The organism is Vibrio sp. 661 (assembly GCF_033339315.1).
Taxonomy (GTDB): domain Bacteria; phylum Pseudomonadota; class Gammaproteobacteria; order Enterobacterales; family Vibrionaceae; genus Vibrio; species Vibrio alginolyticus.
On sequence record NZ_JAWOUJ010000012.1, the window covers coordinates 1 to 26920 of the forward strand.

General features: G+C 41.4%; 31 protein-coding genes and 2 pseudogenes. 16 read left to right on the forward strand and 17 right to left on the reverse strand.

What is annotated here, in order from left to right; translation table 11 throughout:
• Positions 1–203 precede the first annotated feature (203 nt).
• Positions 204–1589, reverse strand: a complete 1386-nt coding sequence (locus R7P69_RS17775; RefSeq protein ID WP_213892769.1) for an HlyD family type I secretion periplasmic adaptor subunit — start codon at positions 1587–1589, stop codon at positions 204–206.
• Between the two features lie 464 nt (positions 1590–2053).
• Between R7P69_RS17775 and R7P69_RS17780 the strand changes: the two genes are divergently transcribed.
• Entirely contained in the window at positions 2054–2263 is a 210-nt protein-coding gene (locus R7P69_RS17780; RefSeq protein WP_017634094.1) for a cold-shock protein, read from the forward strand.
• Positions 2264–2469: 206 nt separating this feature from the next.
• The gene (locus R7P69_RS17785; protein ID WP_017634095.1) at positions 2470–2619 is read left to right on the forward strand and encodes a hypothetical protein; all 150 of its coding nucleotides are present in this window, start codon (positions 2470–2472) and stop codon (positions 2617–2619) included.
• A 604-nt stretch (positions 2620–3223) separates the two neighbouring features.
• Here R7P69_RS17785 and R7P69_RS17790 read toward each other — a convergent pair.
• The 3 genes and pseudogenes from R7P69_RS17790 to R7P69_RS17800 all read right to left on the reverse strand — a co-directional run bounded on the left by R7P69_RS17790 (position 3224) and on the right by R7P69_RS17800 (position 4837).
• A complete protein-coding gene (locus R7P69_RS17790; RefSeq protein ID WP_053307329.1) occupies positions 3224–3541 on the reverse strand; it encodes a DNA-binding protein in 318 nt (105 codons plus the stop codon).
• 99 nt (positions 3542–3640) lie between these two features.
• On the reverse strand, positions 3641–4210 hold the full coding sequence (locus tag R7P69_RS17795) for a helix-turn-helix transcriptional regulator (protein ID WP_213892766.1): 570 nt from the start codon (positions 4208–4210) through the stop codon (positions 3641–3643).
• A gap of 412 nt (positions 4211–4622) precedes the next feature.
• Positions 4623–4837, reverse strand: a pseudogene (locus tag R7P69_RS17800) (Txe/YoeB family addiction module toxin).
• 520 nt (positions 4838–5357) lie between these two features.
• On the opposite strand from R7P69_RS17800, the gene R7P69_RS17805 reads away from it, so the two are divergent.
• Together R7P69_RS17805 and R7P69_RS17810 are read left to right on the forward strand one after the other, a co-directional pair.
• Positions 5358–7046 carry a hypothetical protein gene (locus R7P69_RS17805; protein ID WP_213867179.1) on the forward strand — a complete coding sequence of 563 codons (1689 nt, stop codon included), beginning with the start codon at positions 5358–5360 and terminating at the stop codon, positions 7044–7046.
• 12 nt (positions 7047–7058) lie between these two features.
• A complete protein-coding gene (locus R7P69_RS17810) occupies positions 7059–8624 on the forward strand; it encodes a hypothetical protein (RefSeq protein WP_213867178.1) in 1566 nt (521 codons plus the stop codon).
• A 540-nt stretch (positions 8625–9164) separates the two neighbouring features.
• Here R7P69_RS17810 and R7P69_RS17815 read toward each other — a convergent pair.
• Positions 9165–9533, reverse strand: a complete 369-nt coding sequence (locus R7P69_RS17815) for a hypothetical protein (RefSeq protein WP_213867177.1) — start codon at positions 9531–9533, stop codon at positions 9165–9167.
• 372 nt (positions 9534–9905) lie between these two features.
• On the opposite strand from R7P69_RS17815, the gene R7P69_RS17820 reads away from it, so the two are divergent.
• The 7 genes from R7P69_RS17820 to R7P69_RS17850 all read left to right on the forward strand — a co-directional run bounded on the left by R7P69_RS17820 (position 9906) and on the right by R7P69_RS17850 (position 14201).
• Positions 9906–10271 carry a hypothetical protein gene (locus R7P69_RS17820; RefSeq protein ID WP_213867176.1) on the forward strand — a complete coding sequence of 122 codons (366 nt, stop codon included), beginning with the start codon at positions 9906–9908 and terminating at the stop codon, positions 10269–10271.
• 231 nt (positions 10272–10502) lie between these two features.
• Entirely contained in the window at positions 10503–11036 is a 534-nt protein-coding gene (locus tag R7P69_RS17825) for a PadR family transcriptional regulator (protein WP_017634104.1), read from the forward strand.
• On the forward strand, positions 11033–11212 hold the full coding sequence (locus tag R7P69_RS17830) for a hypothetical protein (protein ID WP_213892765.1): 180 nt from the start codon (positions 11033–11035) through the stop codon (positions 11210–11212). The genes R7P69_RS17825 and R7P69_RS17830 overlap by 4 nt, the downstream gene beginning before the upstream one ends.
• Before the next feature lie 376 nt (positions 11213–11588).
• Entirely contained in the window at positions 11589–12221 is a 633-nt protein-coding gene (locus R7P69_RS17835) for a hypothetical protein (RefSeq protein ID WP_054579188.1), read from the forward strand.
• Positions 12214–12537 (forward strand): hypothetical protein, encoded by a 324-nt coding sequence (locus tag R7P69_RS17840; RefSeq protein ID WP_024703879.1) that lies wholly within the window; start codon positions 12214–12216, stop codon positions 12535–12537. The genes R7P69_RS17835 and R7P69_RS17840 overlap by 8 nt, the downstream gene beginning before the upstream one ends.
• 3 nt (positions 12538–12540) lie before the next feature.
• Complete coding sequence (locus R7P69_RS17845) at positions 12541–13692, forward strand: phage tail protein (RefSeq protein ID WP_170890862.1); 1152 nt, start codon at positions 12541–12543, stop codon at positions 13690–13692.
• Entirely contained in the window at positions 13689–14201 is a 513-nt protein-coding gene (locus tag R7P69_RS17850) for a hypothetical protein (RefSeq protein WP_017634110.1), read from the forward strand. Before R7P69_RS17845 ends, R7P69_RS17850 begins: the two co-directional genes overlap by 4 nt.
• An 80-nt stretch (positions 14202–14281) precedes the next feature.
• Here R7P69_RS17850 and R7P69_RS17855 read toward each other — a convergent pair whose 3' ends face one another.
• The gene (locus R7P69_RS17855; RefSeq protein WP_017634111.1) at positions 14282–15781 is read right to left on the reverse strand and encodes a putative bifunctional diguanylate cyclase/phosphodiesterase; all 1500 of its coding nucleotides are present in this window, start codon (positions 15779–15781) and stop codon (positions 14282–14284) included.
• Positions 15782–16164: 383 nt separating this feature from the next.
• On the opposite strand from R7P69_RS17855, the gene R7P69_RS17860 reads away from it, so the two are divergent.
• Complete coding sequence (locus R7P69_RS17860; RefSeq protein ID WP_017634112.1) at positions 16165–17754, forward strand: diguanylate cyclase; 1590 nt, start codon at positions 16165–16167, stop codon at positions 17752–17754.
• 461 nt (positions 17755–18215) lie between these two features.
• Here the strand turns inward: R7P69_RS17860 and R7P69_RS17865 are convergent, their stop codons facing one another.
• The 5 genes from R7P69_RS17865 to R7P69_RS17885 form a co-directional block, all read right to left on the reverse strand.
• Positions 18216–18512 (reverse strand): YkgJ family cysteine cluster protein, encoded by a 297-nt coding sequence (locus R7P69_RS17865; RefSeq protein ID WP_031812801.1) that lies wholly within the window; start codon positions 18510–18512, stop codon positions 18216–18218.
• Between the two features lie 225 nt (positions 18513–18737).
• Positions 18738–19190, reverse strand: a complete 453-nt coding sequence (locus tag R7P69_RS17870) for a GIY-YIG nuclease family protein (RefSeq protein ID WP_054579183.1) — start codon at positions 19188–19190, stop codon at positions 18738–18740.
• A 114-nt stretch (positions 19191–19304) separates the two neighbouring features.
• Positions 19305–19739 (reverse strand): hypothetical protein, encoded by a 435-nt coding sequence (locus tag R7P69_RS17875; RefSeq protein ID WP_017634115.1) that lies wholly within the window; start codon positions 19737–19739, stop codon positions 19305–19307.
• 219 nt (positions 19740–19958) lie between these two features.
• The gene (locus tag R7P69_RS17880) at positions 19959–20261 is read right to left on the reverse strand and encodes a type II toxin-antitoxin system RelE/ParE family toxin (RefSeq protein ID WP_182033403.1); all 303 of its coding nucleotides are present in this window, start codon (positions 20259–20261) and stop codon (positions 19959–19961) included.
• Complete coding sequence (locus R7P69_RS17885) at positions 20249–20506, reverse strand: type II toxin-antitoxin system Phd/YefM family antitoxin (RefSeq protein WP_017634117.1); 258 nt, start codon at positions 20504–20506, stop codon at positions 20249–20251. Before R7P69_RS17885 ends, R7P69_RS17880 begins: the two co-directional genes overlap by 13 nt.
• Before the next feature lie 245 nt (positions 20507–20751).
• Here R7P69_RS17885 and R7P69_RS17890 point away from each other — a divergent pair, with 245 nt between their 5' ends.
• Both R7P69_RS17890 and R7P69_RS17895 read left to right on the forward strand, forming a co-directional pair.
• Complete coding sequence (locus tag R7P69_RS17890) at positions 20752–21036, forward strand: type II toxin-antitoxin system RelB/DinJ family antitoxin (protein ID WP_136976191.1); 285 nt, start codon at positions 20752–20754, stop codon at positions 21034–21036.
• Positions 21033–21310: pseudogene (locus R7P69_RS17895) on the forward strand (type II toxin-antitoxin system RelE/ParE family toxin). Before R7P69_RS17890 ends, R7P69_RS17895 begins: the two are co-directional and overlap by 4 nt.
• Before the next feature lie 158 nt (positions 21311–21468).
• Here the strand turns inward: R7P69_RS17895 and R7P69_RS17900 are convergent.
• From R7P69_RS17900 to R7P69_RS17910, 3 genes are all read right to left on the reverse strand, one after another.
• Positions 21469–21738, reverse strand: coding sequence for a Txe/YoeB family addiction module toxin (locus tag R7P69_RS17900; RefSeq protein ID WP_005464459.1), 270 nt, complete (start codon positions 21736–21738; stop codon positions 21469–21471).
• A complete protein-coding gene (locus R7P69_RS17905; RefSeq protein ID WP_017634119.1) occupies positions 21731–21985 on the reverse strand; it encodes a type II toxin-antitoxin system Phd/YefM family antitoxin in 255 nt (84 codons plus the stop codon). The genes R7P69_RS17900 and R7P69_RS17905 overlap by 8 nt, the downstream gene beginning before the upstream one ends.
• Before the next feature lie 192 nt (positions 21986–22177).
• A complete protein-coding gene (locus R7P69_RS17910; protein ID WP_017634120.1) occupies positions 22178–22573 on the reverse strand; it encodes a DUF3465 domain-containing protein in 396 nt (131 codons plus the stop codon).
• A 156-nt stretch (positions 22574–22729) separates the two neighbouring features.
• Here R7P69_RS17910 and R7P69_RS17915 point away from each other — a divergent pair, with 156 nt between their 5' ends.
• Positions 22730–23548: an IS4 family transposase gene (locus tag R7P69_RS17915; protein ID WP_346014764.1), complete on the forward strand. Its 819-nt coding sequence runs from the start codon at positions 22730–22732 to the stop codon at positions 23546–23548.
• Positions 23451–23921: a transposase gene (locus tag R7P69_RS25390; RefSeq protein ID WP_347879216.1), complete on the forward strand. Its 471-nt coding sequence runs from the start codon at positions 23451–23453 to the stop codon at positions 23919–23921. The genes R7P69_RS17915 and R7P69_RS25390 overlap by 98 nt, the downstream gene beginning before the upstream one ends.
• A 127-nt stretch (positions 23922–24048) precedes the next feature.
• Here R7P69_RS25390 and R7P69_RS17920 read toward each other — a convergent pair whose 3' ends face one another.
• The 3 genes from R7P69_RS17920 to R7P69_RS17930 all read right to left on the reverse strand — a co-directional run bounded on the left by R7P69_RS17920 (position 24049) and on the right by R7P69_RS17930 (position 26665).
• Positions 24049–24975 (reverse strand): hypothetical protein, encoded by a 927-nt coding sequence (locus R7P69_RS17920; protein ID WP_213892761.1) that lies wholly within the window; start codon positions 24973–24975, stop codon positions 24049–24051.
• A gap of 164 nt (positions 24976–25139) precedes the next feature.
• On the reverse strand, positions 25140–26054 hold the full coding sequence (locus tag R7P69_RS17925; protein ID WP_213892759.1) for a hypothetical protein: 915 nt from the start codon (positions 26052–26054) through the stop codon (positions 25140–25142).
• Positions 26055–26269: 215 nt separating this feature from the next.
• Positions 26270–26665 (reverse strand): hypothetical protein, encoded by a 396-nt coding sequence (locus R7P69_RS17930; protein WP_213892757.1) that lies wholly within the window; start codon positions 26663–26665, stop codon positions 26270–26272.
• Between the last annotated feature and the right edge of the window lie 255 nt (positions 26666–26920).

Sequence of the window (26920 nt, forward strand, 5' to 3'; positions counted from 1 at the left end):
ATACGGGAAATCAAAGCAAACCAACAATTAGAAGACGCCTTATTGAACCACCTTCAATGAGCATTTCCATTTTTATCCGAAAAGTTATCAAGTTAAGCTTCCCCCCTCTGGCAGAATAAATGTCACACGAGATGCTCCGATTTCATAGGAAGTTAAACATTTTCAATGATAACGGACATATCGATTTTTGAACACAGTATAAGTTAATCATCGGCTGTAGTTTTTGTATTTAGAATTGGCCCCATTAAGTATTCTAAAATGGTCCTCTTTCCGGTTATTATGTCAACTGATGTTGTCATTCCTGGAATGATTGGTAGATCTTTATCACCGAGATTAGTTTTATCAGTACGTATACGTACTACATAAAAGTCGTTACCTTCTTCATCCTGGATTGTGTCTGCACTAATGTGTTCTAACTCCCCTTTTAAAGCACCGTACTTACTAAAATCATAAGCGGTAAGCTTGACAATAACAGGTAACTCAGGACGTAAAAATGCAATATCTTTTGGTGCTATTTTTGCCTCTATCAGTAGAGCGTCTTCGGTTGGCACAATTTCAACGATATCCATACCTGGTTGAATAACTCCACCAACTGTATTTATGCTCAACGTTTTAATTTTTCCCGTTACTGGTGAGTAAACCACGGTTCTATTGACTTTATCTTCTAAGTTAACTGTAGACTTTACCAAAGAAGATAGTTGATCTTGGGTGCTATTAAGTTTTTCTTGTTGTTCAGATCGGAATTGTAGCGCGACCTCTATTCGTTTAAGCATGAACTCTTGAATTAATGACTCTAATACGGGAATTTTAAGCTTGCTAGATGTCATTTCACGCCTGCTATCATTGGCTTGTCGTTGTAATTTAAGTAATTCAATGCGTGGAACTATACCTTCGTCAGCTAGAGGTTTGGTAATATCCAGTTCCTTTTTTGCATATTGATAACTCCTACGTAAGTTTTCTACTCGTGCTTTTATTTCAATCAAATCCTGTTGTTTCTGTATGACTTGCTGATCAATCACTGATAGCTGGTTGCGTATATTATTTAAGTTTTCTAGATACTCAGCTTTTTGACGTAGGATTAGTTCAGGTTGAGTTTCTTCTAAAAATGATGGGAACATTAGCTGGTCATAGTTTAGTGTGACATTTTGTCGCCAATCTTTAATGTCAAAGTCATTGTTAACTTGAACGCTATTTATCGAGGCTGTCAATTGTAATACAGATGCACTCAAGTTAGCGACTTGTTGTTCATGCTCACGAAAATCTGAAAGAAAGAGCGTGTCATCGATGAGAATTAATGGTTGACCTTTTTCGACTAATTGACCTTCTTTTACTAAAATTTCTTTAATTAACCCGCCTTCCAAGTTTTGTATAACTTGAACCTGTGAGGAAGGAATGACTTTCCCTAAACCGACAATGACTTTATCTATCTCAGAAAAAGATGCCCAACCAACCATCACAATTGAAAGACTCACCATTATCCAGAGCAACAAACGAGCACTCCTAGGACTTGTTAGGAGTAAGGCTGCGACCTTGTCATTAACAAACTCTAACTCTTCATCGTTAAGTTTGTTGTAGTTCTTTTGTTTCATGTTTGCGCTCATTTATAATAATTTAGTTTTAGTATACCAACTTTAACACCTTGAAGACTGAAACGACCTAATATGAAAAAATCAGTACGATAGACCGAGTACAGAAAACGGCTTTTTAACTCATATAGGTTGCTCTATGATTATAGTAGGATGATAAGGAACAATGCTCCTCTTGGGTGTCAAAATGTTGCTTAAAGCATTCTATAGCGGCTCATATGGCGCGCTTTCGGGGTCTGTAACGTGCATTATTAGTATAAAAATAGAAAATAAAGCTATCTTTAATTTTTGAAACGTGTATAGTTGATTTTGCTCTGACGAAGAGTTGTTTGAAGATAAAAAATATAAAGTAAGTTTTCCAGTGTCATCCCTAGCAAGTTTTTCTCTGTATCTCCCTTAATTCTATATCCTTAAAATAATACTTATGTTCAGTGCACCTTAATTTTAATTTATATAAGGGGCATAATATGTCTAATCAAGTAATTGGTACAGTAAAGTGGTTTAATGAAGCTAAAGGCTTCGGTTTCATTTCTCAAAATAACGGCGACGACCTATTCGTTCACTTCCGCAACATCGTTGGGGATGGATTTAAAAAACTTATTGAAGGCGACAAGGTTTCTTTTACCGTAGGTAAAGGTCCTAAAGGGCTTCAAGCAGAAAATGTAACGACGTTGTAATAGTCTTACAAAACTTAGCTTCCTTATCGCTTGTAATCCAGTGGTAAGGAAGTAGTAGCTCTGATCAATAGTTGTTTCAGATAAAAAAGTATAAAGTCAGTTTTCCCAGCGTCATCCTTAATAAGTTTCTCTGTAAGCTCCCTTCATTCTATATCATAAAATAACGCATGTTCAGTACACCCTAATCATTAAGTAAGGGGCATTGTATGTCTAATAAAATCATTGATTTAATAAATGTATCTAATAATAAAAAAATCAGTAAAAAGAAAAAATCAAATAGTCAAAAATCAAAAATTGACCTACTTCAAAGAATAACAAGTGGCCAAAGTGGTGTGGTTTTGGAGGTTTTATTTTGAAGAATAATGGTAGAAAGAAAATTTGGTTTAAATTAAGAAATAAAAATAAAATTTTTGAAAGCCAAACTCATAATTAATTTTTCTTAACGTATTTTATCTTATCAATAATAACTATTGACTCTGGAGTGGTACGTTAACGAACATCGCCAGTTTTTGAGCCATTTGCTCATCAACAAGACCATTCTAATAGCTCAATCCAAACACCATTGAAAGGCGAAATAGCTCGGTGAAGTAGTCTGCTACCTCACTACATTAACCAAATGTCAGGTAACGGATTAAGCTTTACCCGTAGTGCCTTGTGGACACCGGTAAAGAACACGGTAAAACGTTGATAACTGACTCATTATCCGACTAATCCTAATCTTCTTGAGCAGTTTGTTCCATTTCTTGGACGAGACTGAACTTGTCCATTACTTTCTCTAAACGCTCTGTCGAAAACCTTGCTCAGATCATCAATCTTGTCGCGCCGTTTTTTCTTGTAGGCGATGTCGCAGCCGGTAATTGGCGGGTTAGTTTCTGTTCTGTAAGAAGTGAAACTAAATTGACTAGATTCCTGACGGGGCACTATTTCAGTAATTCGGCCCAACCGAACTACTGGAATAAGTTATTTAATGTTGATACCTAATCGAACTGATATGCCTAGAACGTTGGCCAGCCCGATAAGTGACGATAAAGAAGGGTTGTCGCGCGGGTGTAAGGTGTTGTCCATACCCTTAACTTGTGAAACAACTGCTAAGGCATCGGCGATTATCGCTGGTTCACCAGTGCTTGCTGCTTCATCAATATAGGCTTGGATAGTCTGTTGATCGGTTAAGTAATCGGATGGGTTAAACTCTTTGATCGCATTAGATGGCTTGCAAAGCGAGTCTGCATTCATGTTGTCTTGAAACTTAGCCACTATTGAAAAATCATAGTCTTTCAATTATTGATCCTCCTTTTAAGCAATTACGATACGCATAAAGAAGCTACCAGCTATACGCTGATGGCAGCTGAGACTTTATGACTTTATGACTTTATGACTTTATGACTTTATGGGAATTATTAGGTTAGTTTGGATATTGATGAATAGGTTTGCGTACTTATCGCTATTCTTCATCAATCTGGTCTCTAGATGATGGTTAATTAAATCCATCAGACGAGCGCGTTCTACTAGCTCCATTGCTACCTTGTTTTTTTTGTATAGCCAATCTGCTATGTCGCTAAGTCTCCAAAGAGGATCTTTCTTTGAAGCCTTTCGTACTGGCACAGGGAAGCCACCGCCGCCAAATGTACCCTTTTTGTATTTTGCTAGTGTGCTCTTCTTAACCCCGGTGAACTCCGCAGCTTCGCCCAAACTCACAAGGTCGCCCTCAATCGAGATAACTTGTAAATCGTAGCCCTCGACCGATTCTACGTCCTTAATTGCTTGTGTAACCGCTTGAACGAACGTTCCTGCCTCTCGTTCAAATTCGATATACAGCATTTCATCAACAGACATTACCACAGCGTCAGAACAAGCGCCCTCGTATAGTTTGCGTGACACATCAAGTAGATCGTTGTCGTTCGTGATATTGATGTTGCCGATGTTTAAGGTGAACTCATAAATGCTCATTGAACTCTCTCTGCACTCCATTTATGTGTACAATTGTGCCTATACTATACTATCAATTTGGCACAAAAAAGCCACTGTGCTGGTGGCTTAATGGTTAACTGTTCTCTCTCTTCTCAACGCAGCGATAAACGGCCATAGTAATTTCCCAACCGTTTGTAATCGTACTTTCATTGACGTAATCCTTGTCTTACTTGGCGCAATGCGTGGTAAATTCGCTTAGCATGGCCTTGTAATTGGTCATTGACGAATCATAGTTAACCTGTACATAGTCCTCATTTGCAATATCGATGTTATAAGATTGTCCCTAAACAGCGACACAACCAAACAGTAACGACGGTAGTAGACAAGCAATTTTCCGCATTTCTTTTGGTACCTATTATTTTGATGTTTCTATTTTTGATGTTTAGATTGCCTAATAATGATAGCGGCATGAAATAATGGTTATCGCCTGATTATCCACGGCATAGACCAACCTGTTCGTATCATCAATACGGCGCGACCAAAATCCTGACAGGTTCTCCTTTAGTGACTCAGGCTTCCCTATCCCCTCAAAAGGGAACGTTTAACGTCATTAATCAACCTATTGATGCGCTTTAGGGTGTTTTTGTCTTGCTTTTGCCAGTGCAAACCACATCAGTCCAAGTAAAGCGCTTAGGTCACTTCGTAAGATCAACATTAGGTGGCGAACGTCATGAATGTCTCGAGCCAATTTTCAGTATTTTTCGTATTCTTGGACCTGGCCAGAAGCAACACCATCATCGCTTCCAAATGTGATTTTAAACGTCACGTAATACTGTGAGAGAGTAATAAAGATTCATACTACACAGTGGCAGCGATCACATAGGTATGCTGCTATTTCTAAAATGTTTATGCCCAAGGTGTGCTGACGGGATGTGTAACACAGAAATGCCTCGAAATGAGCTAGAGTAGGGTTGAACTTTGTTGTAATCATCGTAATTTTGATTACCTTTCCTTATCTAACTATGTGGGCAAATCCACTATACATTGCTCATATTACGCGCCACGTGGGATCGTGATGCGCTTAACATGTTTTATAGAAAAGTTCTTGTTTAACAGACTGTTAACCATATTTCTAGGCCTATTCTGATATGTTGGTACTTTCTCAGTCTTCTAGGAATAATAGAAAATGTCAGTCGATGTAAATGGATTTATTAAGTCTCAGCTCAAACAAGCTGTTCTTCATAAGCGCCTTGCTATCGCCCCTTTCACCGATGAAAAGCTTGAAAAGAAGTTGGATAATGCCATTGCTAGCTACAAGCTAGATCTCGATCCTAATCTGGTCGTAGCGTTGTTCGACATGACTGTGTTCAACAATGGGAAAGATGGCTTTCTTGTTACGGGTGAATCTTTGTATGTGAAAGGGCCATTTGAAGCGGCTCAGTGTATCAAGTTCGAGTCAATGCACTCTGCCGAATATGTACAGAAAACCGTAACGAAAAAAGATAAAACCAAAGAAATTGGGTACTTACTCATCACTTATGGGGATGATGAGGAGCTCATGATCGACTGGAGTGATCTAAAAGGGCACTACCAGGGACTTGCTGATTTTCTTACGCAGTTAATCTCGGAGTTTGAGGACTTTGAAGAGCAAGAGCAGGTCGTGCTGTTATCAGATATGAGTGAAACGGTTAAGGCCGCATACTGTAAAGTCGCTATCAATCTCGCCTTTGCTAATGACAATGAGATTGATGCGAAGGAAACCGCAGAGATTTTGTCCTTGATTACTCGTGTTGAGCTCAACCCTGAGAAGCGCTTAGATGTTCGTTCGTACATGTTGGATCATCAAAACACCATCAGCGCTGATGAGCTATTGAGCACTATCAAAGCAGAGATCTCCGACACGCAATATGAAGCGCTTTGCCTGACGTTGATGAAAGACCTCATTGGTATATTTGCCTTCGGAGGACAAGGAACTGTTGACGAAGCAAAAAACAGCCCTCACCTTCAAGAGCTAAAAACGAAGCTCGGGATATCTGACGAAAAACTCGATGTTATGGTCGAAGCCGTCAAAAATGACCAGCTAATTTTAGATGATCACATCGACGACAGTATGCTTGAGCAGAAAACGAAGCAGTTAGCTCAAAGCGTTGCCGCTGTTGGTGCTCCGATTGCTGCTGTATATATGTCGGGGTCGGTTATGGGTTTGTCGGCTGCAGGTTTAACCTCCGGCTTGTCAGCTCTTGGCGTTGGTGGTGTTCTCGGTTTTTCAAGCATGGTAACGGGCATTGGTGCTGCGGTTTTGATTGGCGTGGGTGCCTATCACGGCATGAAGAAACTTACGGGTGCAGACAAACTGGACAAGCACAAACATCGCGCTTTTTTGCTTACCAAAGCCGTTCAACACACTCAAAAGACCATTTCAGTTTTAATGGAAGACATCAATTTTGTTACTGAGAAAATGAATGAGCTAATCAGTAAGTCACTGAATCAGAATGAGGTAATCCACAAGTTAGCAGCGAAGCAGCAGCAGCTAACCATGCTTATCAAGTCGGGTAAGCACCTTGAGAACAAGAGCAATGAATATCAAGCCAGTGAACTTCGGTCAAAATGTCCCATCGAGCTAGATAAAGCTAGTTTTCTCGAGCTTACATCAGAGCCATCAAAGAAAAAGCTTCAAGAGCCCGTGCTGTCTCATTACGAGTGTGAAGAGGGAGCTGAAGAGGGTGTTCTGACGCTTAAGCAAGGAATTTCAGTGAAGGCACTAGAGCAATTAGCACAGATATTTGAAGCTATTGGCTACTTCGATATGAGCAATATGCTCGGTGCAAAATCTAAGGCCTTGGGCAAAGCTGCTTTAGGCAAGCTGCGTAGCTAACAGGAGCCTAATGTGCCGAAAGATAAGGATATTCTCGAGCAGAACATAAAGACGCTAACTGCAGCAAACCATCAGTTATCTAACGCTCAAGCGCATCTTGTTGATATGCGCTCATCGTTGGAACTGGTTGATGACTTGCTCTGTGAGGGTGATGATTTGCTGAGTGGATTGATTGATAACGCGGACGAGCTCTTAAGTTGGTGTGGCACAGAACCAAGCGAGGGGCTTGATACCAACCATGTTGATATGGATGCATTTCTTGTTGGGATAGAAGTGGAGTTGACAGCGAGCATTGGGACACTGCAAACCCTAGATTTTGTTGAAGTTGATAGCTGTACTTCTGAAGAAGAATATATGAGGCAACTCGATGCCTATATAGAGAGAAACCTGATACAGGTAGACTATCAAGGGTTGCGATGTGTGATGTCTCAGCAGCAGTTAGCAGAGGCGCAACGCGAGTTTCGAGACTCGTTTTTCTCAAAGCCTGCGCAATGCGATTCCATGGACTACATGATAGCGGGGACTTGCGGGGCTATTGCGGGTTTAGTCGATGTGTTATTCGTTGGTACTCCCACTACAGGCCCACTTACCAAAGTTGCCGATAACGTTGCTGAGGGTGCAGTTGAGAAGTTTGCTTCAATGCTTGGTTGGCAGGGGCCAAGAGGTGATGCCAACAGAACGAGTAGTGCAATAGGATTCTTAGAGCGCAAGTTTAAAGTTAACTACGATCAAGCAACTACCAATGGAGAGAGAAACGGCACTGGTGGCAAGGTTAAGAACCTGTCCACTAAGAACCATCATCTAAAAAGCCTCAGTCATAGCCCCGATATTGTCGGGCTGTTTTTTTCAATTCTGAATCAGTTCACGAATACCTCCTCATTTGTTAGTGAAGGCCAGATAATCACTATCGAAACGGAAGAGTTTGAGCTGGTAGGGCATAACTTTGTTGCAAAGATATTCGCCGGTGTTGCTAATTGGTTTGGGCACATCATGTCAGACGTTTCTGGCTCTTCTGGTATAGATCGTAAGCAAGCTGACTATGGGCGAGGCTCGGGTGTGCCGGTGCCTTTCTACAACCTCACGCAGTTAATGAACTTCGGTGCTTTTGAAGTGAAAACAGGCAACGTTAAGAAAGGCAAAGAGGTTATCAACAAGCAAACCCTAGCAATTGTGTTTAGCAAGGTGTTTGAGCAGGGATACGATCTTAGACACGGTGCTGCAATGGCTATACCAGTGCTTATCTCCGAGTTACTCACTCGGTTAAGCTGGGCTGTCAATCAACATGTGTTGCATAATAAGCCTTGGAAGGAGTGTATACCAAAGGGCTCAACCCCTGAACTTCGCCGCATGTTGTTGGTAAGCCATGGAACACTTTGTACCATTGACGCAGCAGATGCCGCATTGCGCTCAGGCGGCTTAATTGTGGAGTTCTTTTTGAGGACCAACCTGGTAGCTTGGATCCGATTTGGGCATTTGGCCTTAAAAGAGCTTCAGATAGTCCTGTTTGATGCTCAAGATAATGATGCGATTGATAAAGCCATTGAAGAAGATTGTAAGCGGCTGCTTCTCGGAGCCTAAGTGCGAATTGGGTTCAACTCTATGAACACTATTACTAGATTTGGCTTCGAAGCATGCTTGCGTCAACAGCTTGTTCTGATTTTGGATACAGCCCGAGAGTTGTTTGATCAATGCTACTGGGAGTTTGGCCAGTTAACCTGAGGCATTTGAAATGCCTCAGGTTATCAGTTAAATGCTAATTTAGCGAAAGCTGTAGCTTATTTTGTCCAAAAGTGATTTACAATCGTTCTTCGTATCTAGCTTTGTGAAATAACATCTAAACAAGGTGCTTTGCTTTCATCCACTTAAATCGCGCCATAACTGCTTGATAGCGAACAGGCCACTCCATAGCCACTTGGAGATTGAGGGCGTAGAAAGTGCGTAAATCTCTAGGGGTGATAAGCTCAAACAAAGTCATATTTATTTAACTTGATCTCCTTTTGATATTTCTATCACCGTTGGCGTTCATCTTTAAGACAACGTCGTGTATCCTGGCAAACTACGAATTAATTCGGAAATTTGCCTTAATAAATTCGTCCAATGGGTAGATCGTCAGCATCGTTAAAACTGTTCTGCATACTGCTTTGTCATCTTCAAAAGGTGGCTGATATTGCGTAGCTGTTGGTCGCGAGTTGCTTGCGTTTGATCATCATCCAAAACCAATGACTGATTGGTGACATCACAATCAATGCCCTCTTTCTCGATCAAGTAAACCGTATCAGCTAGATAAGTTAAAAATTGATATTGGGAATCAATATCTGTGTAGCTTTCTTTGGCTTTGTAAGTAATCTCATCAAAATAAGCACAGAGTGAACCCCAAAACTTAACACTGCTACTTGCTGTCGCTTTCATCTCACAAATATGACCAACACGTAGCTTGATGTCAGTGAAAAATCGCTTTATCTGGTGGGCGTATGTGCCTCTCTGCATTAGCACTATACCAGGGTTAATTAATGGGTTTTACCGAAAAATTTATGAATTAAATTCATTTCTTAAACGGCTCCGATTGAGCGTAATCTAATCCCACCCCAGGATTATGGTAATCCTTTTTATTCCGAACATGAAAATTTATATCAATGTATATTTTTTTGATATTAAGGGCTAAATTAGTTATTGCATATATTATTTTTGATATGGTAGTCTCACCAATCCATTCCGAACACACTTAATTCTTTGTAGAAAATGACCGTAAAAACGTTCAATGCCAGCAAAGGCACTATTGTCCTGTCTAACCACGGAGCAACGGTGTCGATGGCCATTAACCGCGCCGCTGTCGCGGTAGCGAACGTGTGTGTGAGTTAGGTGTTAGGGAGTGTAGATGAGGAGAAAGCCTTTATTGAGGACGCAGACGAAAAAGCGATACGAAATGAAATGCCTCGCTTTTCCATGTGTGCAGATGTGGTTAGACAACTAGACAAGGCACTGACCAATGGCAGTTCCAAAAACCAATTGAGCCTAATCATAGAGCTAATGGAAGCGCTACCACTAGATGGAACGGTCTACGAAATGGCACAACAAGTAGAGCTTATCCCGCACGATGAAATCTACATTGGATTTTTCGAGACTACCATCATTGACCGCATGCAAGGGCTAGGAATTATCACGTTATTAGGGGGCATGATGATGAGCGCCAAGCCGTCAAACTCAATGAGCGTGATGATTTTCTAGCAAGTTGGTCGGCGGGAGTTAATGAGGCTCGCAATGGCTCAGATCTGCATTATGCAGACTACAACAACAAATATGCGTTTACTGCCGGATACGAGCATTGGCATAACCGCAACAAAAAGGCGTTAAAGGGAAGACTTACGCATTACTCAACAAGTAGAGAGTATTTATGTCATGGATTTATTGACGAGGATACGGGTGAAATTTGGCATCAATAACAAAAGGTAACTAACTATGAATTTGGGTAATCTACTTCTAGCAATTCTTGAGCAGAGAACACAAACAGGCTATGACCTAACAAACCGAACAATGCCTGAATCAGGCGCATGGCAAGCCAGCCACCAGCAAGTGTACCGCGAACTCGGTCGCATGACGGAAAAGGGGTTAGTGTCTCACGAAATTGAAGCGCAAGACGGTAAACCAGATCGCAAAAAATACAGCATAACTCAAGGCGGCGAACGTGTTCTGAACCTTTTACGCAACGAATCTACATGCGATATCCTGTCTATCATTCGTAGTCCGGCATCAGTGATGCTGGAAATCGGCAGCGAGACTTACTTCAAGTCGTACATTGAAAAACTCAATCAAGAAATCACTCAACTCAAAGAGAAGTTGAACGCGCACCAGAAAGAGAAAGGTGTGTTCTGTGACAACTTCACACTGCATGTAGAACGCGACATTGATGTGCGCAAAGCAGAGCTTAAGTTTGCCGAACGTTCACTATCTATGATCACTTCCTCAAACATTGCTACGGAGAATGCTGCGTGAAACCTCGCAAAGCCGTTTATCTTTTAGTTGACTCGCCAGCGCTTAAACGAGCCAAAGAGTGTTTAACTCGAAATCAGCCTTGGGACTACGAGGGTAAGCTCATGAAGATCGTCAGCTGGGGTAACGGATGCGTAACGATGAAGGCAAGCCATGCCATGCCATCGGGTTTTGATTGAGATTTACTTTTGATAGGTACAAAAAAACCGCGAATAAACGCGGTTTTTTTGCGGCTGGCCTTAGCAAACAGTTCGAATCAGCAAATTCGAGTTACCAGCCTTTTCCATGTTCCACCAGCAAATGTGAAACAAGAGCAAGCAAATAGTAGGTGTTTTTAATGGCTTTGACAATAGCAGAGAAACTTCAAAGACAACGAGAGAAGCAAAAACAATCAATGGAACGTCGCATGCGTATGTATTATCCTTGTGTTATTATCACCACGATATTCCGAGCATTAATTAATATAAATACTATTAATAGGGCTAAAAAGCTTGGTTGATGGTGTTAAAATGACCAAGACTCCTCATCTTAAAAAGCGCACTTAGAGGTCACAACATGGCACGAATGCGCATAGCTGTACTTACTCTATCATCTGGCCAGCCACGGCTTATGCTTGCTGGTGTGAATGATGGTCAACTCCATATCATCGAATGCCAACAATTAGAGCGCTCATTGATGAGCCTTAAGCTGACTTTGCCCGAGAAGTTAGAAAAGCTCAAAAAAGGCGGTTTTATTGTGCTGGTGGACGAGGTTACGCCCTACTTTTCGAAGTATGGGCGCGCCGTTCGCCTGTCCGAACTGGACGCAAAAGGCAGACCGATCATTGTGTCGGCAATGGAAGCCTATAACTATCTCTCATCCCTAAATGCTATCACCTACCCGTCTAATGCTGGTGGCCGCTATGAAGTGTCGCCGTCCATCGTGGAAGAAGTACGGGGAACAGATGGCAAGCCAATGTACAACATCGACTGGTCAGAACTGCGCCCTGATACCTACGCGCTTATGTTTGTGGTCTATGCGGCCACACAAGACAACCTTAGCGACACGGTAACGCTTAAGAGCTTGTTTGGCATGTTACGCAAGCCCAAGAAAGAGCCGGAAATGGCCTCGCGCGCAATGGGACTGTTCAAGGCTAAAACAGGGCTAATCGCAGACGGTAAGTATCGTATGGGAGGCGACTATGAGTAAGTTATCCCGCCTCTCAGCAGAGAACATCGAGGACGATATTCTACGGGCGCATTTCTTTGCCATCGTCATGGAATACGTCAACCGTTCGGGCAATACCGATCTCTTTGAGTACACCATTCGACTTGATGAGGTTTATCGTGCGGATCTCGTCTCTTACAGAGCTTACGCCACGGTTGAGCTTGATTGGTTGGTTAGTCTGGTCTGTGACGTAGACGACCCAATGAATCCGCTACCTGTTGGCGAAACCATCAAGCTTCCACCAGCATCTTGGGTGCGTCGTTCCATGCGTCAATTCATGGACGAAATGGGACTGTAACTTATGCCGAAGAAGTTTGAAGCGGAGAAACGGGATAACGGCTCATTTGCCAGCCTTGGCCTCAATGAAAAGCAGTTCAACCAGCTATTCAACAAGATTGAACAGGCGCAAAAGAGAAACCGCCGTAATGCCAAGCGAACGCTGACCGCCTCAACGCTGGCCAAGCCAACTAATAAGGCATTAAAAGCGCTAGGCGAAAAGGCTAAAGGGCAACGGTTTACCAAAGAAGACCTGATCAAGTTCGACAAGGCTCGCCAGCGACACAAAGAGGTCTATGACAGCAAGACAGCGGGTATCACCTACGCCTTTTTGGTGAAGAACTCGCGTCAAATCGACGTAGACCGTGCAAACAACCGTGTCGATGACGGTACAGGCATTCACAAGGCCACGTTGATCGGTATTAAGAACAATATCGCGCTTATTCGTGTCCGAGCATCAAGCGTGTCTCGACATGAAGAACACCGAGTAAAGGTGCGTTTTGAGCAGTGGGATGAACTACTACACGAACCGCCTAATGGGGATTACAACCAAGCGGTGCAATTGGCGTGTGCTGGCCGTATTTCCTTTGATTGCGACTGTGGCCGTCACCAGTATTGGTATCGATACTTGGCCACTATGGGTAACTACTGCATAGCGCCGCCTAAAGAGTTTGCTTTCCCGAAAATCCGAAACCCTGAATTGTCCGGTGTGGCATGTAAACACGTTCTCAAGGCGGCAACCATGCTGCAATCGCTGGCATGGCAACGCATCTTGGCCAACCAAATGAAACAGCAAGCGCGCCGTGTTGGTTTTGGCTCAGATAACAAAACGTACTTGCTCAACGAGAACGAGAAGAAAGCTGCCGCACGTAACCGTAAAACGGTGGTGGATAAGGCCGCCGCTACGCGCGAACACGCGAAGTATCTACGCGCTCAGAAAGCAGTGGAAAAACAGATCGCCAAACAGAAACGGGAAAGCGAAACCATCAAGCGCCAAGCGCGCAAACTGCGTAAGGAGTCCAACGAGAAGAAAGGTTATATCGATATGATTAAGGTCGGCTTCCAGAACTTCCATGACGGCTACAAGCTGCAAGGAAAGACTAAGAGTGAAGCTCTGACCAACTTCGCAAAAATGATGAACGTAACACCAAGCAGATTAGAGAGAATCATCAAATGAGTGACGCAGTTAAACCTGTAGTAAGAAAGGCTCGATACCAAGGCCATGTGCCCTTTAACCGTGTTTTAAGGGATGATTGGATTAAGGCCATCAAACTATCACCTGATCACTTTGAAGCGTCCCTGTATCGTCCTATTGAGCCAGAACTGGAACCAACGGATGATAATTACCAAAGCGAGTCAGTGCTAGAGCTAGAAACCAACCAAGACACGCTTACTTATCGTGAGCCAGAGCTGGTGGCTTTATTAGCTTGTCCAGATGAGCAAGAGAACTTTTTCATGATGGACGATGGCGACGAAAACCTTGGCGAGTCCTTAGAGCCGCTAATGCTGCGTATTGCTTCGCACCATGTTCCTGTTGGTAGTGTACTGGAATGGGATGAAGAAAACGCCGAGGGATTACGAACCGTGTGGTGGTACGTACATAAAGCCGTTGGCTATGGCACAGCGAATGTGGGCGTGATTTATATCTGCATACCAATGCGTGATTTTAACAAATTACTTAAGTAGAAAATTCACCACATAATGCAGCACCATCTTTAATGGCTAGGGTGCTCCCTGCGAAAGAGCAGAGAGGGGAATACAACATCTTAATACATAACATTTGCGATGTTATTTAATTTTCTATCCAATAAAGCAATGGGGATTGGACGACTTAAATAGAACCCTTGAACTAGCTCACAATCTAACTCTTCTAGAACACACAACTGTTCAAGGGTCTCTACCCCTTCAGCAACGACTTGAATACCAAATCCCTTTGCGATGTTGACTATGCCGGAAGTGATCGCTCTTGAGCGATAATCAATAGCGATGTTTTTAATGAAGCTTCGATCTATTTTTATTTCATCGACATCCAACTTATTGAATATTGCAAATGAGGTATAGCCAACACCGAAGTCATCAATAGAGAACCTCACACCAGATTTCTTGAGTTCCTTGACTAAACTTGCGCATTGTTCAACATCGTTTAACGTTGCTGTCTCTGTTATTTCTAAGCAGAGGTATTGTGCAAAATCAAGGTCTTTTTTTAAGTAATTTTCGATACGATGCATATCTTCAATGCTATTTAGCTCAGTAGCAGAAAGGTTCACTGATACCTCTTGAATGGCTCGTCCTAGAAGCTGCGTTTCTCTAAGTTGCTTTGATGCTTGCTTGAGGACTAGTTCTGTTAGAGCACTGCAGAGATTGTTCTCTTCTGCCAGTGTGATAAATACTGCAGGAGATATATCTCCATATTCGGGGTGTTTCCATCGAGAGAGCACTTCAACTCCAGCGACTCTCTTATCTTTAAGGCAATACTTTGGTTGAAATACAATCTGTATTTGGCCTTCTCGTATTGCGTTACGTAAGTCTGAAGTCATCTGTTGTCTCTGGAGCTCATGTTTAGCGAGCTCTTTGTCGTGGTAGCGGATAGTGTTTTTCGTGATCTTTGCTTGAGCAAGTGCATATTTAGCTGACGACATGAGCTGCTTTACACTTTCCCCATCAAATGGATAAAGCGCAACACCGATGGAGCATGTCAAATCAATACCATGACGTTTTGAGTTCTGCTTAAACTGCCTTTGAATAAGTGCTAAGTGCATATCAACTTGACTTTCGCTTTCCATACGAATCAAACAAGCAAATCCATCAGAATGCACCCTTGAAGAGAAAAGTGGAGAAACGGTAGAAGAGTTAATCGATTGTGCGATATCTTTTAGAAACAGATTACTCTTTACAAAACCGATTCGGTCGGAAACGGGCTTAAAATTGTCTATATCGAGAAGAAATAAAACATAATGTTCATCCTTTTTTGTATTACGAAACTTTTGTTCCAAATAGCGAAAAAAGACGTAGGGGCTATGTAAACCGGTTACATAGTCAATGTCATTGGCTCGTTCAATATACCTGTTGTTCTTTTTTATCAGCCCCCATAGCAAGAAAGAGGTGATCACAACAAATAGCATTCCTTTTAGTGACTGAACCGAGGTGTATACTTGTTGATTGTTAGATAGGAGCTCTACCGCTTTGTCTGAGAACAATACCCACATTGACGCGAATGCAAAGTAGGACAAAACGAGCTTAGCGGAGCTGAGAAAGTTTTTTTTCATATAAACCACAAAATACTCGTGTACTGCCCAAGGTTAAGAGCATACTTAAATAAGTAAACTATCACCACATTGCATATCAAGCTAGCAATATATCAATTAGATTTTCAAAACAACATATTAAACACATGCTTTTACGGATTAAGTTGACGTTTCGTCGTAACAAGAACCTCTAATTGCCCCCATCCTAATATTGTTCAGGTCTAGAGCTTAGTTGCTGTATGTTTACCATCTATGTTGCTTATATGAGTTTCAAGAAATATATAAGATAATAAGGAAGTTGCATATCAAACATGGCTGAACTGTCAAATCTGTTCAAACTGGATTTAATCGATTTACAGTTACGAGTAGAATCACTTTTAATAGACCAATGGATGACTTAATTTATGGAATACCTGGGTGAATCAAAGCGGCTGAGAGATAAGTTAAATTTAAGACAACTGATACTATTTTTAAGCATCTTTAGTATGATGGTCACCCTTCTAAACGCTTTTTACTCCATATATCATGTTCAACGTGAACTAACTGTCACTAACACCATTGAATCCAATCGTGTTTATGCTGAAAAAATGGCCAGAATGACGGACACTTTCATTGAATCAGCACTATCACAATTGGAGTACAGCGCACTTATGCTTAGAAGCAAGGTGCGAGATACAGATGAGTTGCAACAAGAAGTGGATCGGTTGAGGCTCCAAACCAATGCCTTTAACTCTGTAGTCATCGTCAATGCGAAGGGAATTATTGTTGCCGTTTCACCTGAAGCAATACAAGTGAAAGGTGTCCAATTAACAAGTGAAAGTTCGCTACAATCATTGAAAGCTAAGTCTCCAATCGTGACTGATCCCTTCGTATCTCCTGCAGGTAATTATCTGATAAGTATTTCCCACCCTATTTTCTCCGAACAAAAAGAGTATTTAGGATATGTCAGTGGCTCTATTTATCTCGATAAGAAGAACATGTTAATGAGCATACTTGGGCAACATAGCTATAGAGATGGGTCATACCTCTACGTTGTGGATAAGAATCAGACATTGATCTATCACCCTGATCGGCAAAGAGTGGGAGAAGTCATTGTTAATAATGACGCGATAAATGATGTTATTCAGGGAAATAAAGGTGGTAAAGCCATCATTAACTCCAAGGGTATTGATATGCTTACTGGGTACGCACCAGTTAATGCTTCAGGTTGGGGGATAGTTGCACAGAAATCAGAAGGCTTAACTTTTTCTGTACTTAACGACCAAATGTGGGATGTGCTTGTAGAAACTTTTCCAATTGGAGCCATCACGCTTTTAGTTATTTGGATATCTGCGGCTTTTATCTCAAAACCGTTGTGGCAGCTAGCTAATGTAGTCAAAAGCTTTGAAAACCGTACTTCTGCTATACGAGACTTAAATGAAGTTAAACCTTGGTATTTTGAAGCTTCACATCTAAAGTGTTCATTTCTCAGCGCATTCAACATTGTATCCAACACCATTGACCAACTGCATATCGATACTTTAACGGATTCAATGACTGGGCTGTTAAACCGTCGAGGTTTAGATAAAGCCATTGATAACTTGCGTATACAAAACACTCCATTTTCTGTACTCGCTCTGGATGTTGACTATTTCAAAAAAGTCAATGATACCTTTGGCCATGATGCCGGTGATGCCTTACTTGTCAGTGTGGCAAATATTATCAAGGCTCAGGCGAGAGAGATGGATATTGTCTGCCGCTCTGGCGGAGAGGAGTTTATGGTCTTTTTAGTTAAAACTGACATACGTCAAGCTGAATACGTTGCTGAGAGAATCCGAAAAGCCATTGATTCAAACGAGTTTGATGTTGTAGGTCACGTGACTATTTCTATCGGCATGTCTCAATGGTTTGCAGAAAGAGAACCGATCAACGCTATTCTTAAAGGTGCTGATGATGCGCTTTACCAGGCAAAACATAACGGTAGAAATAGAACTGAGGTGCATAAGGTCAACTGACTCGATCAATTTAATGTGTCATTTACTTTAGGTTCGTTGTAACTTAATTCAGACTTAGCGAACATATAAAGTTCACAACTTCAAGATACCTTTACTCTTAAAATTCAAGTGTATTAGGTTGAGCTGTCTCATAAGAATTTTTTTGTCAAGTCAAGCAAGCGAAACTTGTTACCAAGCTTCGTCTATCTCGTAATCCAGCATGTAAGTAGTCTCGATGTAAAAAACATAATCTTTTACAGGTTAGCTCATTTCTCGTTCCTCAAGTTGCGAGTAGTAAGAAATGCTATCTGCTTCTAAAGCTTTATTTTACTGGATTGAGCTCGAACCCAATTTTAAGAGTAAGTAACGTAATATTGCAGCACCTTAATTATAAACATCAAACGCATAATGAAATTGCCGCGTGAGCCGAATCATTCTTGAGCGATTGATTTTACGAACAAAACAAACCTTAGCAATATGATTTATATGAACTTATCTCGCTCATCCAAACATTCATCTGAAGCCATTTCAAACTCGCGACATATCCAAGGACGATTTTCATAAATTTTGCACATTAAACTGTCTCTATCTAAAGCAGCACACCAACCATCACTTAGACGCAGCATTGACTCACTACCATACTGATCACGTTTTATATACTGTTCTGGGACTCCCGTATCAGAAATGATCATTACCTCCAGTCGGCAACAGCATGCTTTACAGTTAGAGCAAGATATTTTTGAGGGATAAGTCGGTGTAGAAAAGGTGGGTATGTTCATAAGTAGCTACATTTTGGTTAATTACACATAATACCGTAATTTAGTACAAACTACTTACTTCTGATGTTCGCTATCTTGTGGATCATAATGCCCTGTTAAGGTATCAACGACGCTAATACCTTAGTTAAACAATTGTGCCATAAACACTAAACTGGCTTGGGGTGAAAGCGCCAAGCGTTACGAAGCCATCTCGAACAGTTTGTTAGCAGATTTATCAAAGCGATCCTATTTATTGTTTCCACCTTGCTTACCAAAAGCAGGCTTCAAATCATATGATATTGCATCTTCAATGAGCTGAAGGATCTCTATTGGAACATCATATTCAAGAATTCGAACCTCATAATTACCATCGAACCATTTATACATGTGTAATGAGTACGTTTTGTCAGGACAATAAATCAGATGTTGTCTTAACCTTTTTCGTAAACCAGTAGTTGAGGAACCGACATATAGAACATGTGATGGGGTATTTACTTTGCTACATGCTTTAAGCTTTTTCCGCTTAAAATCTACGAATGATTCAAACGTACTATCTGCGCATCCGCCAACCTCTTTGATGATATAAATCCCTTTATCAAGGTCTGGAATTTCATTAAAGCTAGAAACCCTAAAATCAGATTTAGGTTTGGCTGCTTTAGCTGTTTCACAGGTTCTAATTAATCTATCCAAGTATTCCATTACTGTCGTTTCTATCCTATTCTGCTAACGCCCTGTTGAGATGATGAGGTGCACGTACACCACCTTAAACACTAATTGCAACGCCACGCGTTGCGAATTTCTCTTAAATAGTTGTTATGTGCGTACTGTTTGTAGCAATTGCTCTGATAGTTCAGAAAATTGTTCAATTAACCAAGTTGAGCCATCATTCATATTGCACTCAAACTCATCTATAAGTGTTAACTCTCGGGAATTTAGGTCTTGCTTAGCTACATTTTCAATTGGGTAATGCTCTATATCCCAGCCCCTTTTTTGAGCATTAGCTAACACAAGGTGAACGTATCGGTATTTCAAGTTACCTTGTGATTGAAGAGAGCCATCTCTTTTTAACACCGGTCGTCGAGACTTTCCTTCGAGAATCTTTACCACGTTAGATTTGTACTCATTCAGTCTCGCTTTATTCGAAGCTTTACCAATATAACGAAACTCCTTTTGTTCAGCAGAGATCTTAATGAAATACAGATATGGTTGAGTGAGATCGATTTGCTTAGGATTTGTCCAATTAAACATTAAATCAGTCCTTGATAGTTTATTGTTGCCGACACCAAGATTAACAGACATGCTCATCTAAAGTTTGAGACTTTCGCCAAAACACATAACGCCTTGTTAAGGTGTGAGGCACGCAATACCTAAGCTTCCCATACCACCTTAACCACTGAAACAAACGCATAGTTAAAATGCCATGCGTTGCGAATCCCTCTTGAGCAGTTAGCCGCTCATTCCCAAAGGTTATTGCTTGCTCAATAGGAACTTACGTAAGTCTCTCTCAGCACGTATAACAAACAGAATAAATACTTTATCGCCGTCTTGTTTATAGAAAATACGGCATGGATTAACTACAACTTCACGATAACTTAGATGTGCTAGTTCAGGCGGAATGCGACCCGATTCAGGGAAAGCCTCTAAGCGCTCGACTTTAGAAAAGATCGCTTGAACCAATTGTTTTGCAGCTACGATATTTTCAAGTGCGATATATTCAGCGATATCATTGAGGTCAGATAACGCTGGCTCAGTCCAGATTATTTCAGCCATTTTGACATTTTGTCCTTGGCGTCATCGTGACTCACCACTTTACCGTCAGCTAATGCACGTTCACCTCGTGCAATCCCCTCCAGAATCGCCAAGCGATTTTGCATAAACTCGTAATCATCAACATCAACCAGATATGCCGATGGCTTACCATGTTCAGTAATTAACACTGGTTCTTTGGTGTCGTGGAGATCGGCGAGGATTTTAGTTGCTTGACGTTTAAGTGATGTAACTAGTTCTACTTTCATGAGAGCGGCTCCAAAGGAATACTAAAGTGATACTATTCTATCACTTTTAGTATAGCAAGCTCCATGACGGCTAACGCCGCGTTAAGTAGTGAGCAACGTAATACCGAAGCTTCCGCAAGCCACCTTAATCACTAAACTCAACGCATAGTGAAAATGCCACGCGTTGCGAATCCCTCTTGAACAGTTAGTTGCCCATCGTAAAGGCTAGCGCTAACATTTGTACACACACCAAAAAGGAATACATCATGGACACTAGAATTCAATTTCGTGTTGATGAAGAAACAAAACGCCTAGCTCAACAAATGGCTGAGAGCCAAGGTCGCACACTAAGTGATGCTTGCCGTGAACTTACTGAGCAACTCGCTGAACAACAAAGAAAAACATTATCTCACGATGCGTGGCTAACTGAACAAGTAAACCTAGCATTTGAGAAGTTTGACTCAGGAAAATCCGTTTTTGTTGAGCACCAAAATGCTCAATCTCGAATGGAAGAACGCAAAGCCAGAATTCGTAATCGAGGTAAGCAGTGATTTTATGGGAAGAGAGTCACTTAATGATCGTGAAAAGATCTTTGAGTTTATCTATGACTTTAACCCTGATGCGGCAGAAAAAACTGACAACCCCATTGAAGCAAAGGTAGAAAACTTGCTAGAGCAGTCTCTTATGGGTGTACAGCGAGACGGTGTTCGTGGACGATTACTTATAATTCCTGAGATTTCGATGATCGTCTCCTATTGGATCGAAGGCGACATTATCCGAATCATGCGCGTACTCCACCAGAAACAAAAATTTCCTATGGATTGATTGCTTCCTCTGAGGAACTAACACCCTGTTAAGGTTTGAGCAACGCAATACCGATGCCAAAGAAACCACCTTAATCACAAAACCAACGCATAGCAAAAATGCCACGCGTGCCGAATCACTCTTAAATGTTTGTTAGATGCCAGATCGCTAAACCTGATTTAGTAGTGGTAACGACACGAAATTATCGTTATCGCTTGATCATCGACTGCGTAAACAAGCCTATTAGTGTCATCAATACGGCGAGACCAAAAACCAGATAAGTTCTCTTTTAACGGCTCTGGTTTGCCGATGCCCTCAAATGGAGAGCGTTTAACATCATTGATGAGTTTATTGATGCGCTTGAGTGTTTTCTTGTCTTGAGTTTGCCAATACAGGTAGTCATCCCAAGCGTCATCAGTCCACGACAGTAAACGTTGACTACTACTCATCAATTAACTCTTGTGCTGTTGTTTTACCGGCACGGTACTGTGCAATCGAACGATTTAGGTGTTCAGCGTTTTGAGGAGAGCGTAGTAAGTGAACTGTCTCCATAAGGCTATTGTAGTAGTCTAAAGACATAACCACTGCATCTTCAGAATCACGGCGTGTAATAACTGTTGTATCAGCATCATTAACTACACCGTCTAAAACAGCTTTAAGACTATTTCTAGCTTCAGTAAAAGATACGATTCTCATAAGAACCTCCACATGTACGTTTTATGGAACAAGTATAGTCTTCACCACTCTACTTGTACAGTAAATTGAACATGCGATATTGATAAGGAAACTAACGCCGCATTAAGGTGTGAGCGGCGCTTGGCTATACTTGAGCGAAGCGAAACTGGCAAGCGTTGCGAATCACTCTTGAATGCTTTGTTATGTGAATTTTTACTCGTACGTCTTACCTTTGTGCTTTAACCAACCGTGCGGGTGTCTATTGTTTGGGTCATGGTGTGTCCAGTGCATAACACCACCTTTTTTATTCCATTCATATTCACCGTAAAACTGAACTCGATCGCCCACTTTTAGGTTTGGAATTCTAGGAGCTAAATCAATATTGTGAGCAACAAGTAAGGTCTGTTTACTGTCCAACTTTAAAATAAACTTTTGATGCCTACTTCCTTCGTTGTCATCACGTAGCAAGCGACTTACTGTGCCTGAGCCTTGAACTTGAACATCACTTTGATGATTATCATATGCTGTTTTTAACTGATGATCATTAGCTTGAGCACCAATCGAGGCTAGACAAAAGAGAGCTATAAATATAGCGATAAACTTCTTCATATAGTCAATTTCTCCAATTCACATAACGCCCTGTTCTTACGAATCCCCTCATAATTTCTATATAAAACAATGAGTAGACGCACATCGCTCATTCTGATCTAATGAATTTCGCCAAAAACACACCTGATTAAATGGATTTAATAGGGAGCCCTAACGATGCGCGACATTCAAATTCTACAGCAAACGATTGAGAATCAATGCCCTGAAATTCACAAAAAACGACTTAGATCTCTGATACTTGCAACCAAAACGGTTCTGGATGGCTCTGATCTAACACTCACTAAAATTGGAAGAGCTCTCGACACTGATACCACCGTGAAACATGCCATCAAGCGTATCGACCGACTACTTGGTAATCGCAATCTACACCGTGAAAAAGAGTCCATATATAAATGGCATGCCTCCTTTATTACCCGTGCTAATCCTTTTCCCGTGGTCCTGGTTGATTGGTCTGATGTTCGAGAGCAACTGCGCTATATAACATTACGCGCTTCGGTATCTGTTAAAGGACGCGCCGTCACGCTTTATGAGCAGGCATTTGAGTACAAAAACTATAACTCACCGAAGAGCCATCAGCACTTTCTCGATAAGCTTCAGTCTTTGCTCCCAGAAGGTTGCACATCTATCATTGTCTCCGACGCAGGCTTTAGAAATACTTGGTTTCGGCAAGTCGCCAACAAAGGTTGGTTCTGGCTTGGACGTGTACGTGGCGAAGTCTCGATTAAATGTGGTGAACACTCTTGGCAATGGAATAAAGCGTTTTACCCTCAAGCAACAGATAAGCCGCAGTTTTTAGGGGAAAGCCAACTGGCTAAACGCTCACCGCTTAAGTGCTTTGCTTACTTATACAAGAGTCATCCCAAAGGCAGAAAAGCCCATCGACACAGCCGAACGTGCCAAAAACACTCGGCAGGAAAAGTGTTCCACAAAGGAGCCTTGGCTTCTGGTCACGAACATCCCCAATCATGTACTTAACAGCATTAGAGTAACCCGTTTGTACGCCAAAAGAATGCAAATTGAAGAGTCATTCCGAGATCTAAAAAGCCCAGCCTACGGGTTGGCGCTCCGTCATAATCGAACACGTTGCACCAAACGCATTGATATCTTATTGCTTATGGCATTGATGGCCGAAATCATCATGTGGTGGAATGGCTTAATCGCCATGCAGGCCAATTGGCATTACGACTTCCAAGCCAACACCATCAAGCATCGTCGGGTGCTCTCAATTCCTAGGCTTGGTAAGGAAGTACGTTGTCATCGGAGGTACCGAATACAAGAGTCCCAATATCACTGGGCAATGGTGGAATATCAGCGCCTAACGCATACCTGTGGGTTGGGAGAATTATGAGGGGATCCGCCAGCGCCCTGTTAAGGTGTGAGCAACGCAATACTGAAGCGCCCGCACAACACCTTAAACACAAAACGCAACACATAGTAAAAATGCCACGCGTTGCGAGTCACTCTTAAACAGTTTGTTATATGCGTTTTTTAGCTTCAATGATATCAGCAACATACAGGTTACTACTATTATTTGCCACATTCGTTTTCTCGCTAAAGAAACCTTTGATAATACGAAACTTTCTTTCAGTACTATGGACAGAACCAATATTGGGTAACCAAGGCTTCATAAGAGTTAAAGTTGCTTCCATTAAGTTAGAAATTTCGTCAGCAGCTTTGTTTTTTAAAACGTAACGATTTAATAGAAGTTCACGATCTGACTGTTCAAAGTACCCGCTATCGTAAACAACAAAGCGAGATTCATGTGCAGTCGTTTTTATGAGTAGTAACTTGTCATCATTTTCAGGGTTAAGTGTTCTACCATCGACAACCTTAAACTCGATGCCCTTTTCAGCGCACAACGTAAAATTACTAGGCTCACGATAAATACGCTCCAATGATTGCAAATTATTGGATATTTTTAGCAGATTTACTGAATCCAAATGCGATGAGAACTTGAGAAACACAGCATCACCACTAATTTCATCAAACAAATTGCGTACTTCATTTGTTAGCTTGAATATCTGAAATCCCAAGTAGCTTTGATTTGCTACATGATTTTTTAATTCACGTTGCTCAAGTTTTACTATCCCTAAGATATTATCGAGAGTATTTGTGTCAAGGTTGTACCCATATATGACTTTTTTAATGAAATACAGGTAGTTAAAAATGCACCCTGCCAATTGACGCTTTATATGCTCATGAATATAACCCTGCTCTTTTCTGAGCACCTGCTGACGAATAACGTCATAAAAAAGATAAGCTACAAAGAAAAATACGCCGTTGGATGCCACTGAAGTTAGGACAGAGCTGAAATCTTCACTTTTCACAAACTCAGCACCAAGAAAGCACAGAACAGTCGCTACACCCAAACTCAAATATGGTAAAAATCTAAGCCAATACATTCATCTCGATTCCTAATATTGATGCCAAAGCATATAACGCCCTGTTAAGGTGTGAGCAACGCAATGCCGATGCCACCGCATACCACCTTAACCACTGACCGCAACGCATAGTAAAAATGCCACGCGTTGCGAATCACTCTTAAACAGTTTGTTATACGTAATCTTTATACGTGGCTTGTTACTTTCTCTAGATAAGGCTCTAACTTTCTAGGTACAACAGCATAGGAACCCCATTCATCTAACATTACATATGGTTTTTTGCTTTCGTCCCATTTAACTGAACCGAAAAACATAACGTAACGCCCTATACTATCAGCACCAAAACTTCGACGTTCATCAAGTTCATTTTTTGTATAGATGTACATGAACTTGCTACCATGACATTGTATTTTTGTGCGATTACTAAAGGTTTGGTAGTGAAAACCTTTCATTTTACCGTAAAAGAGCTGCGGCTCCTCGCTGATATCTCTGCGCAACATTTGCGTATTGTACAGCAAGTCCTTTAACGGCAAGGTAACTTGTTTGCCTGGCAAAGAGAAACCGACATTCAACAAAGAATCTAAGTTCCAGCAAATATATTGCACTGTTTCTATGTTTGAACCTACCTTTACCTTATTTCCATTGTGGCGAGGGATCGCCTCTTCGGTTATTTCACCTTCAGGGTCGTGATTAATGCCATTATAAGTGATTTTTTTATCACCTTTCATATACTCTTCAGGAGGTAGTTTTGCCCATTCTTTAACGCGTTTGAACTGACCATCTTCCTCTGTCTCACTTGTCAGTTCGTCATTGACATAGTTAAAGCCATCTTGCTGAGTAGTGTGATACGCGCATGGAATGTGCTTAAAGCTTGGGAGGTGTCGGAAGTGTGCTGTTTTAGCATTTTTAGACACGTTCTTTTTCGAAGGGTTTCTAGATAAAGGAGTAAAACACTTGGGGCAAAAGATGGAACCATGCATGTATTGTTCGTATTCTTCAGGTGTAACTTCAGAAGCTCCTATTTTTAAGAGCCTTTCGTCTATCCCGTAAGTCCATTTAGGGTTATAAATCGCATAAGTAATACTATAGTTGCCCATCACAACATCACTCATAAACTAAAGTTATTAGAACTTACCACCAATAAGCAACTTGTTGAATTAAAAATAACAATTATTGAGACTTGCGATTACGTATAACGCGCAGTTAAGGGGTGAGCAACGCAATACTGAAGCCGCCACATACCGCCTTAATCACTTAAACCAACGCATAGTGAAAATGCCACGCGTTGTGAATCCCTCTTGAACAGTTTGTTAGGCTATTGACTCTCTGAGGTTCTCACGTACGTCCCATTGAAGGTGACATTTAGCCCGCCACAACCGTTGTCTTTGCTAACTACGAGGGTATCTTGATCTAATAAAATTTGGAGAGTGCAGCCGTCAACATCATAGCCTATTTGATTACCTTTTAACGTTACAATTCCGTCGATTTCTCCAAAATTTACAAGGCCAGAAGAAGAGTCTCCTACCCAAACTGCTGTCCCTGATAGTTCGTATGTGTTCGAACCCACCTTAGTTAAGTCAATAAAGGCAGTGTCAGTATCCAATTGATCATTGTTATACCGCTCATAATGCCCCTGAAAACCAGGAACGACTGCTGCATATGCAAGCGATGAAATAAGCAACATACTTAGAGCTACGCAAACTGTTTTCAAGCTCAAACTCTCCTCAATAGCCTAACGCCCTGTTAAGGTGTGAGCAACGCAACGCCGAAGTTTCCGCATACCACCTTAATCACTTAAACCGACGCATAGCAAAAGTGCCACGCGTTGCGAATCACTCTTAAACAGTTTGTTAGCTTTATATGCGTTTTGCAGCCATTAATATACATAGTAAGACAAAAGGAAACAAAATCACCAAACTGATTTCTAACGTACCAAGAAGTTTCGCTTGCAGAATGAACGAAACGG

Bases quoted from the DNA above. Each gene is read 5' to 3' on its own strand.
- R7P69_RS17775 (WP_213892769.1), bottom strand. From the start codon at position 1,589: ATGAAACAAAAGAACTACAACAAACTTAACGATGAAGAGTTAGAGTTT.
- R7P69_RS17780 (WP_017634094.1), top strand. From the start codon at position 2,054: ATGTCTAATCAAGTAATTGGTACAGTAAAGTGGTTTAATGAAGCTAAA.
- R7P69_RS17785 (WP_017634095.1), top strand. From the start codon at position 2,470: ATGTCTAATAAAATCATTGATTTAATAAATGTATCTAATAATAAAAAA.
- R7P69_RS17795 (WP_213892766.1), bottom strand. From the start codon at position 4,210: ATGAGCATTTATGAGTTCACCTTAAACATCGGCAACATCAATATCACG.
- R7P69_RS17805 (WP_213867179.1), top strand. From the start codon at position 5,358: ATGTCAGTCGATGTAAATGGATTTATTAAGTCTCAGCTCAAACAAGCT.
- R7P69_RS17815 (WP_213867177.1), bottom strand. From the start codon at position 9,533: ATGCAGAGAGGCACATACGCCCACCAGATAAAGCGATTTTTCACTGAC.
- R7P69_RS17825 (WP_017634104.1), top strand. From the start codon at position 10,503: ATGAATTTGGGTAATCTACTTCTAGCAATTCTTGAGCAGAGAACACAA.
- R7P69_RS17835 (WP_054579188.1), top strand. From the start codon at position 11,589: ATGGCACGAATGCGCATAGCTGTACTTACTCTATCATCTGGCCAGCCA.
- R7P69_RS17840 (WP_024703879.1), top strand. From the start codon at position 12,214: ATGAGTAAGTTATCCCGCCTCTCAGCAGAGAACATCGAGGACGATATT.
- R7P69_RS17845 (WP_170890862.1), top strand. From the start codon at position 12,541: ATGCCGAAGAAGTTTGAAGCGGAGAAACGGGATAACGGCTCATTTGCC.
- R7P69_RS17850 (WP_017634110.1), top strand. From the start codon at position 13,689: ATGAGTGACGCAGTTAAACCTGTAGTAAGAAAGGCTCGATACCAAGGC.
- R7P69_RS17855 (WP_017634111.1), bottom strand. From the start codon at position 15,781: ATGAAAAAAAACTTTCTCAGCTCCGCTAAGCTCGTTTTGTCCTACTTT.
- R7P69_RS17860 (WP_017634112.1), top strand. From the start codon at position 16,165: ATGGAATACCTGGGTGAATCAAAGCGGCTGAGAGATAAGTTAAATTTA.
- R7P69_RS17865 (WP_031812801.1), bottom strand. From the start codon at position 18,512: ATGAACATACCCACCTTTTCTACACCGACTTATCCCTCAAAAATATCT.
- R7P69_RS17870 (WP_054579183.1), bottom strand. From the start codon at position 19,190: ATGGAATACTTGGATAGATTAATTAGAACCTGTGAAACAGCTAAAGCA.
- R7P69_RS17875 (WP_017634115.1), bottom strand. From the start codon at position 19,739: ATGTTTAATTGGACAAATCCTAAGCAAATCGATCTCACTCAACCATAT.
- R7P69_RS17880 (WP_182033403.1), bottom strand. From the start codon at position 20,261: ATGGCTGAAATAATCTGGACTGAGCCAGCGTTATCTGACCTCAATGAT.
- R7P69_RS17885 (WP_017634117.1), bottom strand. From the start codon at position 20,506: ATGAAAGTAGAACTAGTTACATCACTTAAACGTCAAGCAACTAAAATC.
- R7P69_RS17890 (WP_136976191.1), top strand. From the start codon at position 20,752: ATGGACACTAGAATTCAATTTCGTGTTGATGAAGAAACAAAACGCCTA.
- R7P69_RS17900 (WP_005464459.1), bottom strand. From the start codon at position 21,738: ATGAGTAGTAGTCAACGTTTACTGTCGTGGACTGATGACGCTTGGGAT.
- R7P69_RS17905 (WP_017634119.1), bottom strand. From the start codon at position 21,985: ATGAGAATCGTATCTTTTACTGAAGCTAGAAATAGTCTTAAAGCTGTT.
- R7P69_RS17910 (WP_017634120.1), bottom strand. From the start codon at position 22,573: ATGAAGAAGTTTATCGCTATATTTATAGCTCTCTTTTGTCTAGCCTCG.
- R7P69_RS17915 (WP_346014764.1), top strand. From the start codon at position 22,730: ATGCGCGACATTCAAATTCTACAGCAAACGATTGAGAATCAATGCCCT.
- R7P69_RS17920 (WP_213892761.1), bottom strand. From the start codon at position 24,975: ATGTATTGGCTTAGATTTTTACCATATTTGAGTTTGGGTGTAGCGACT.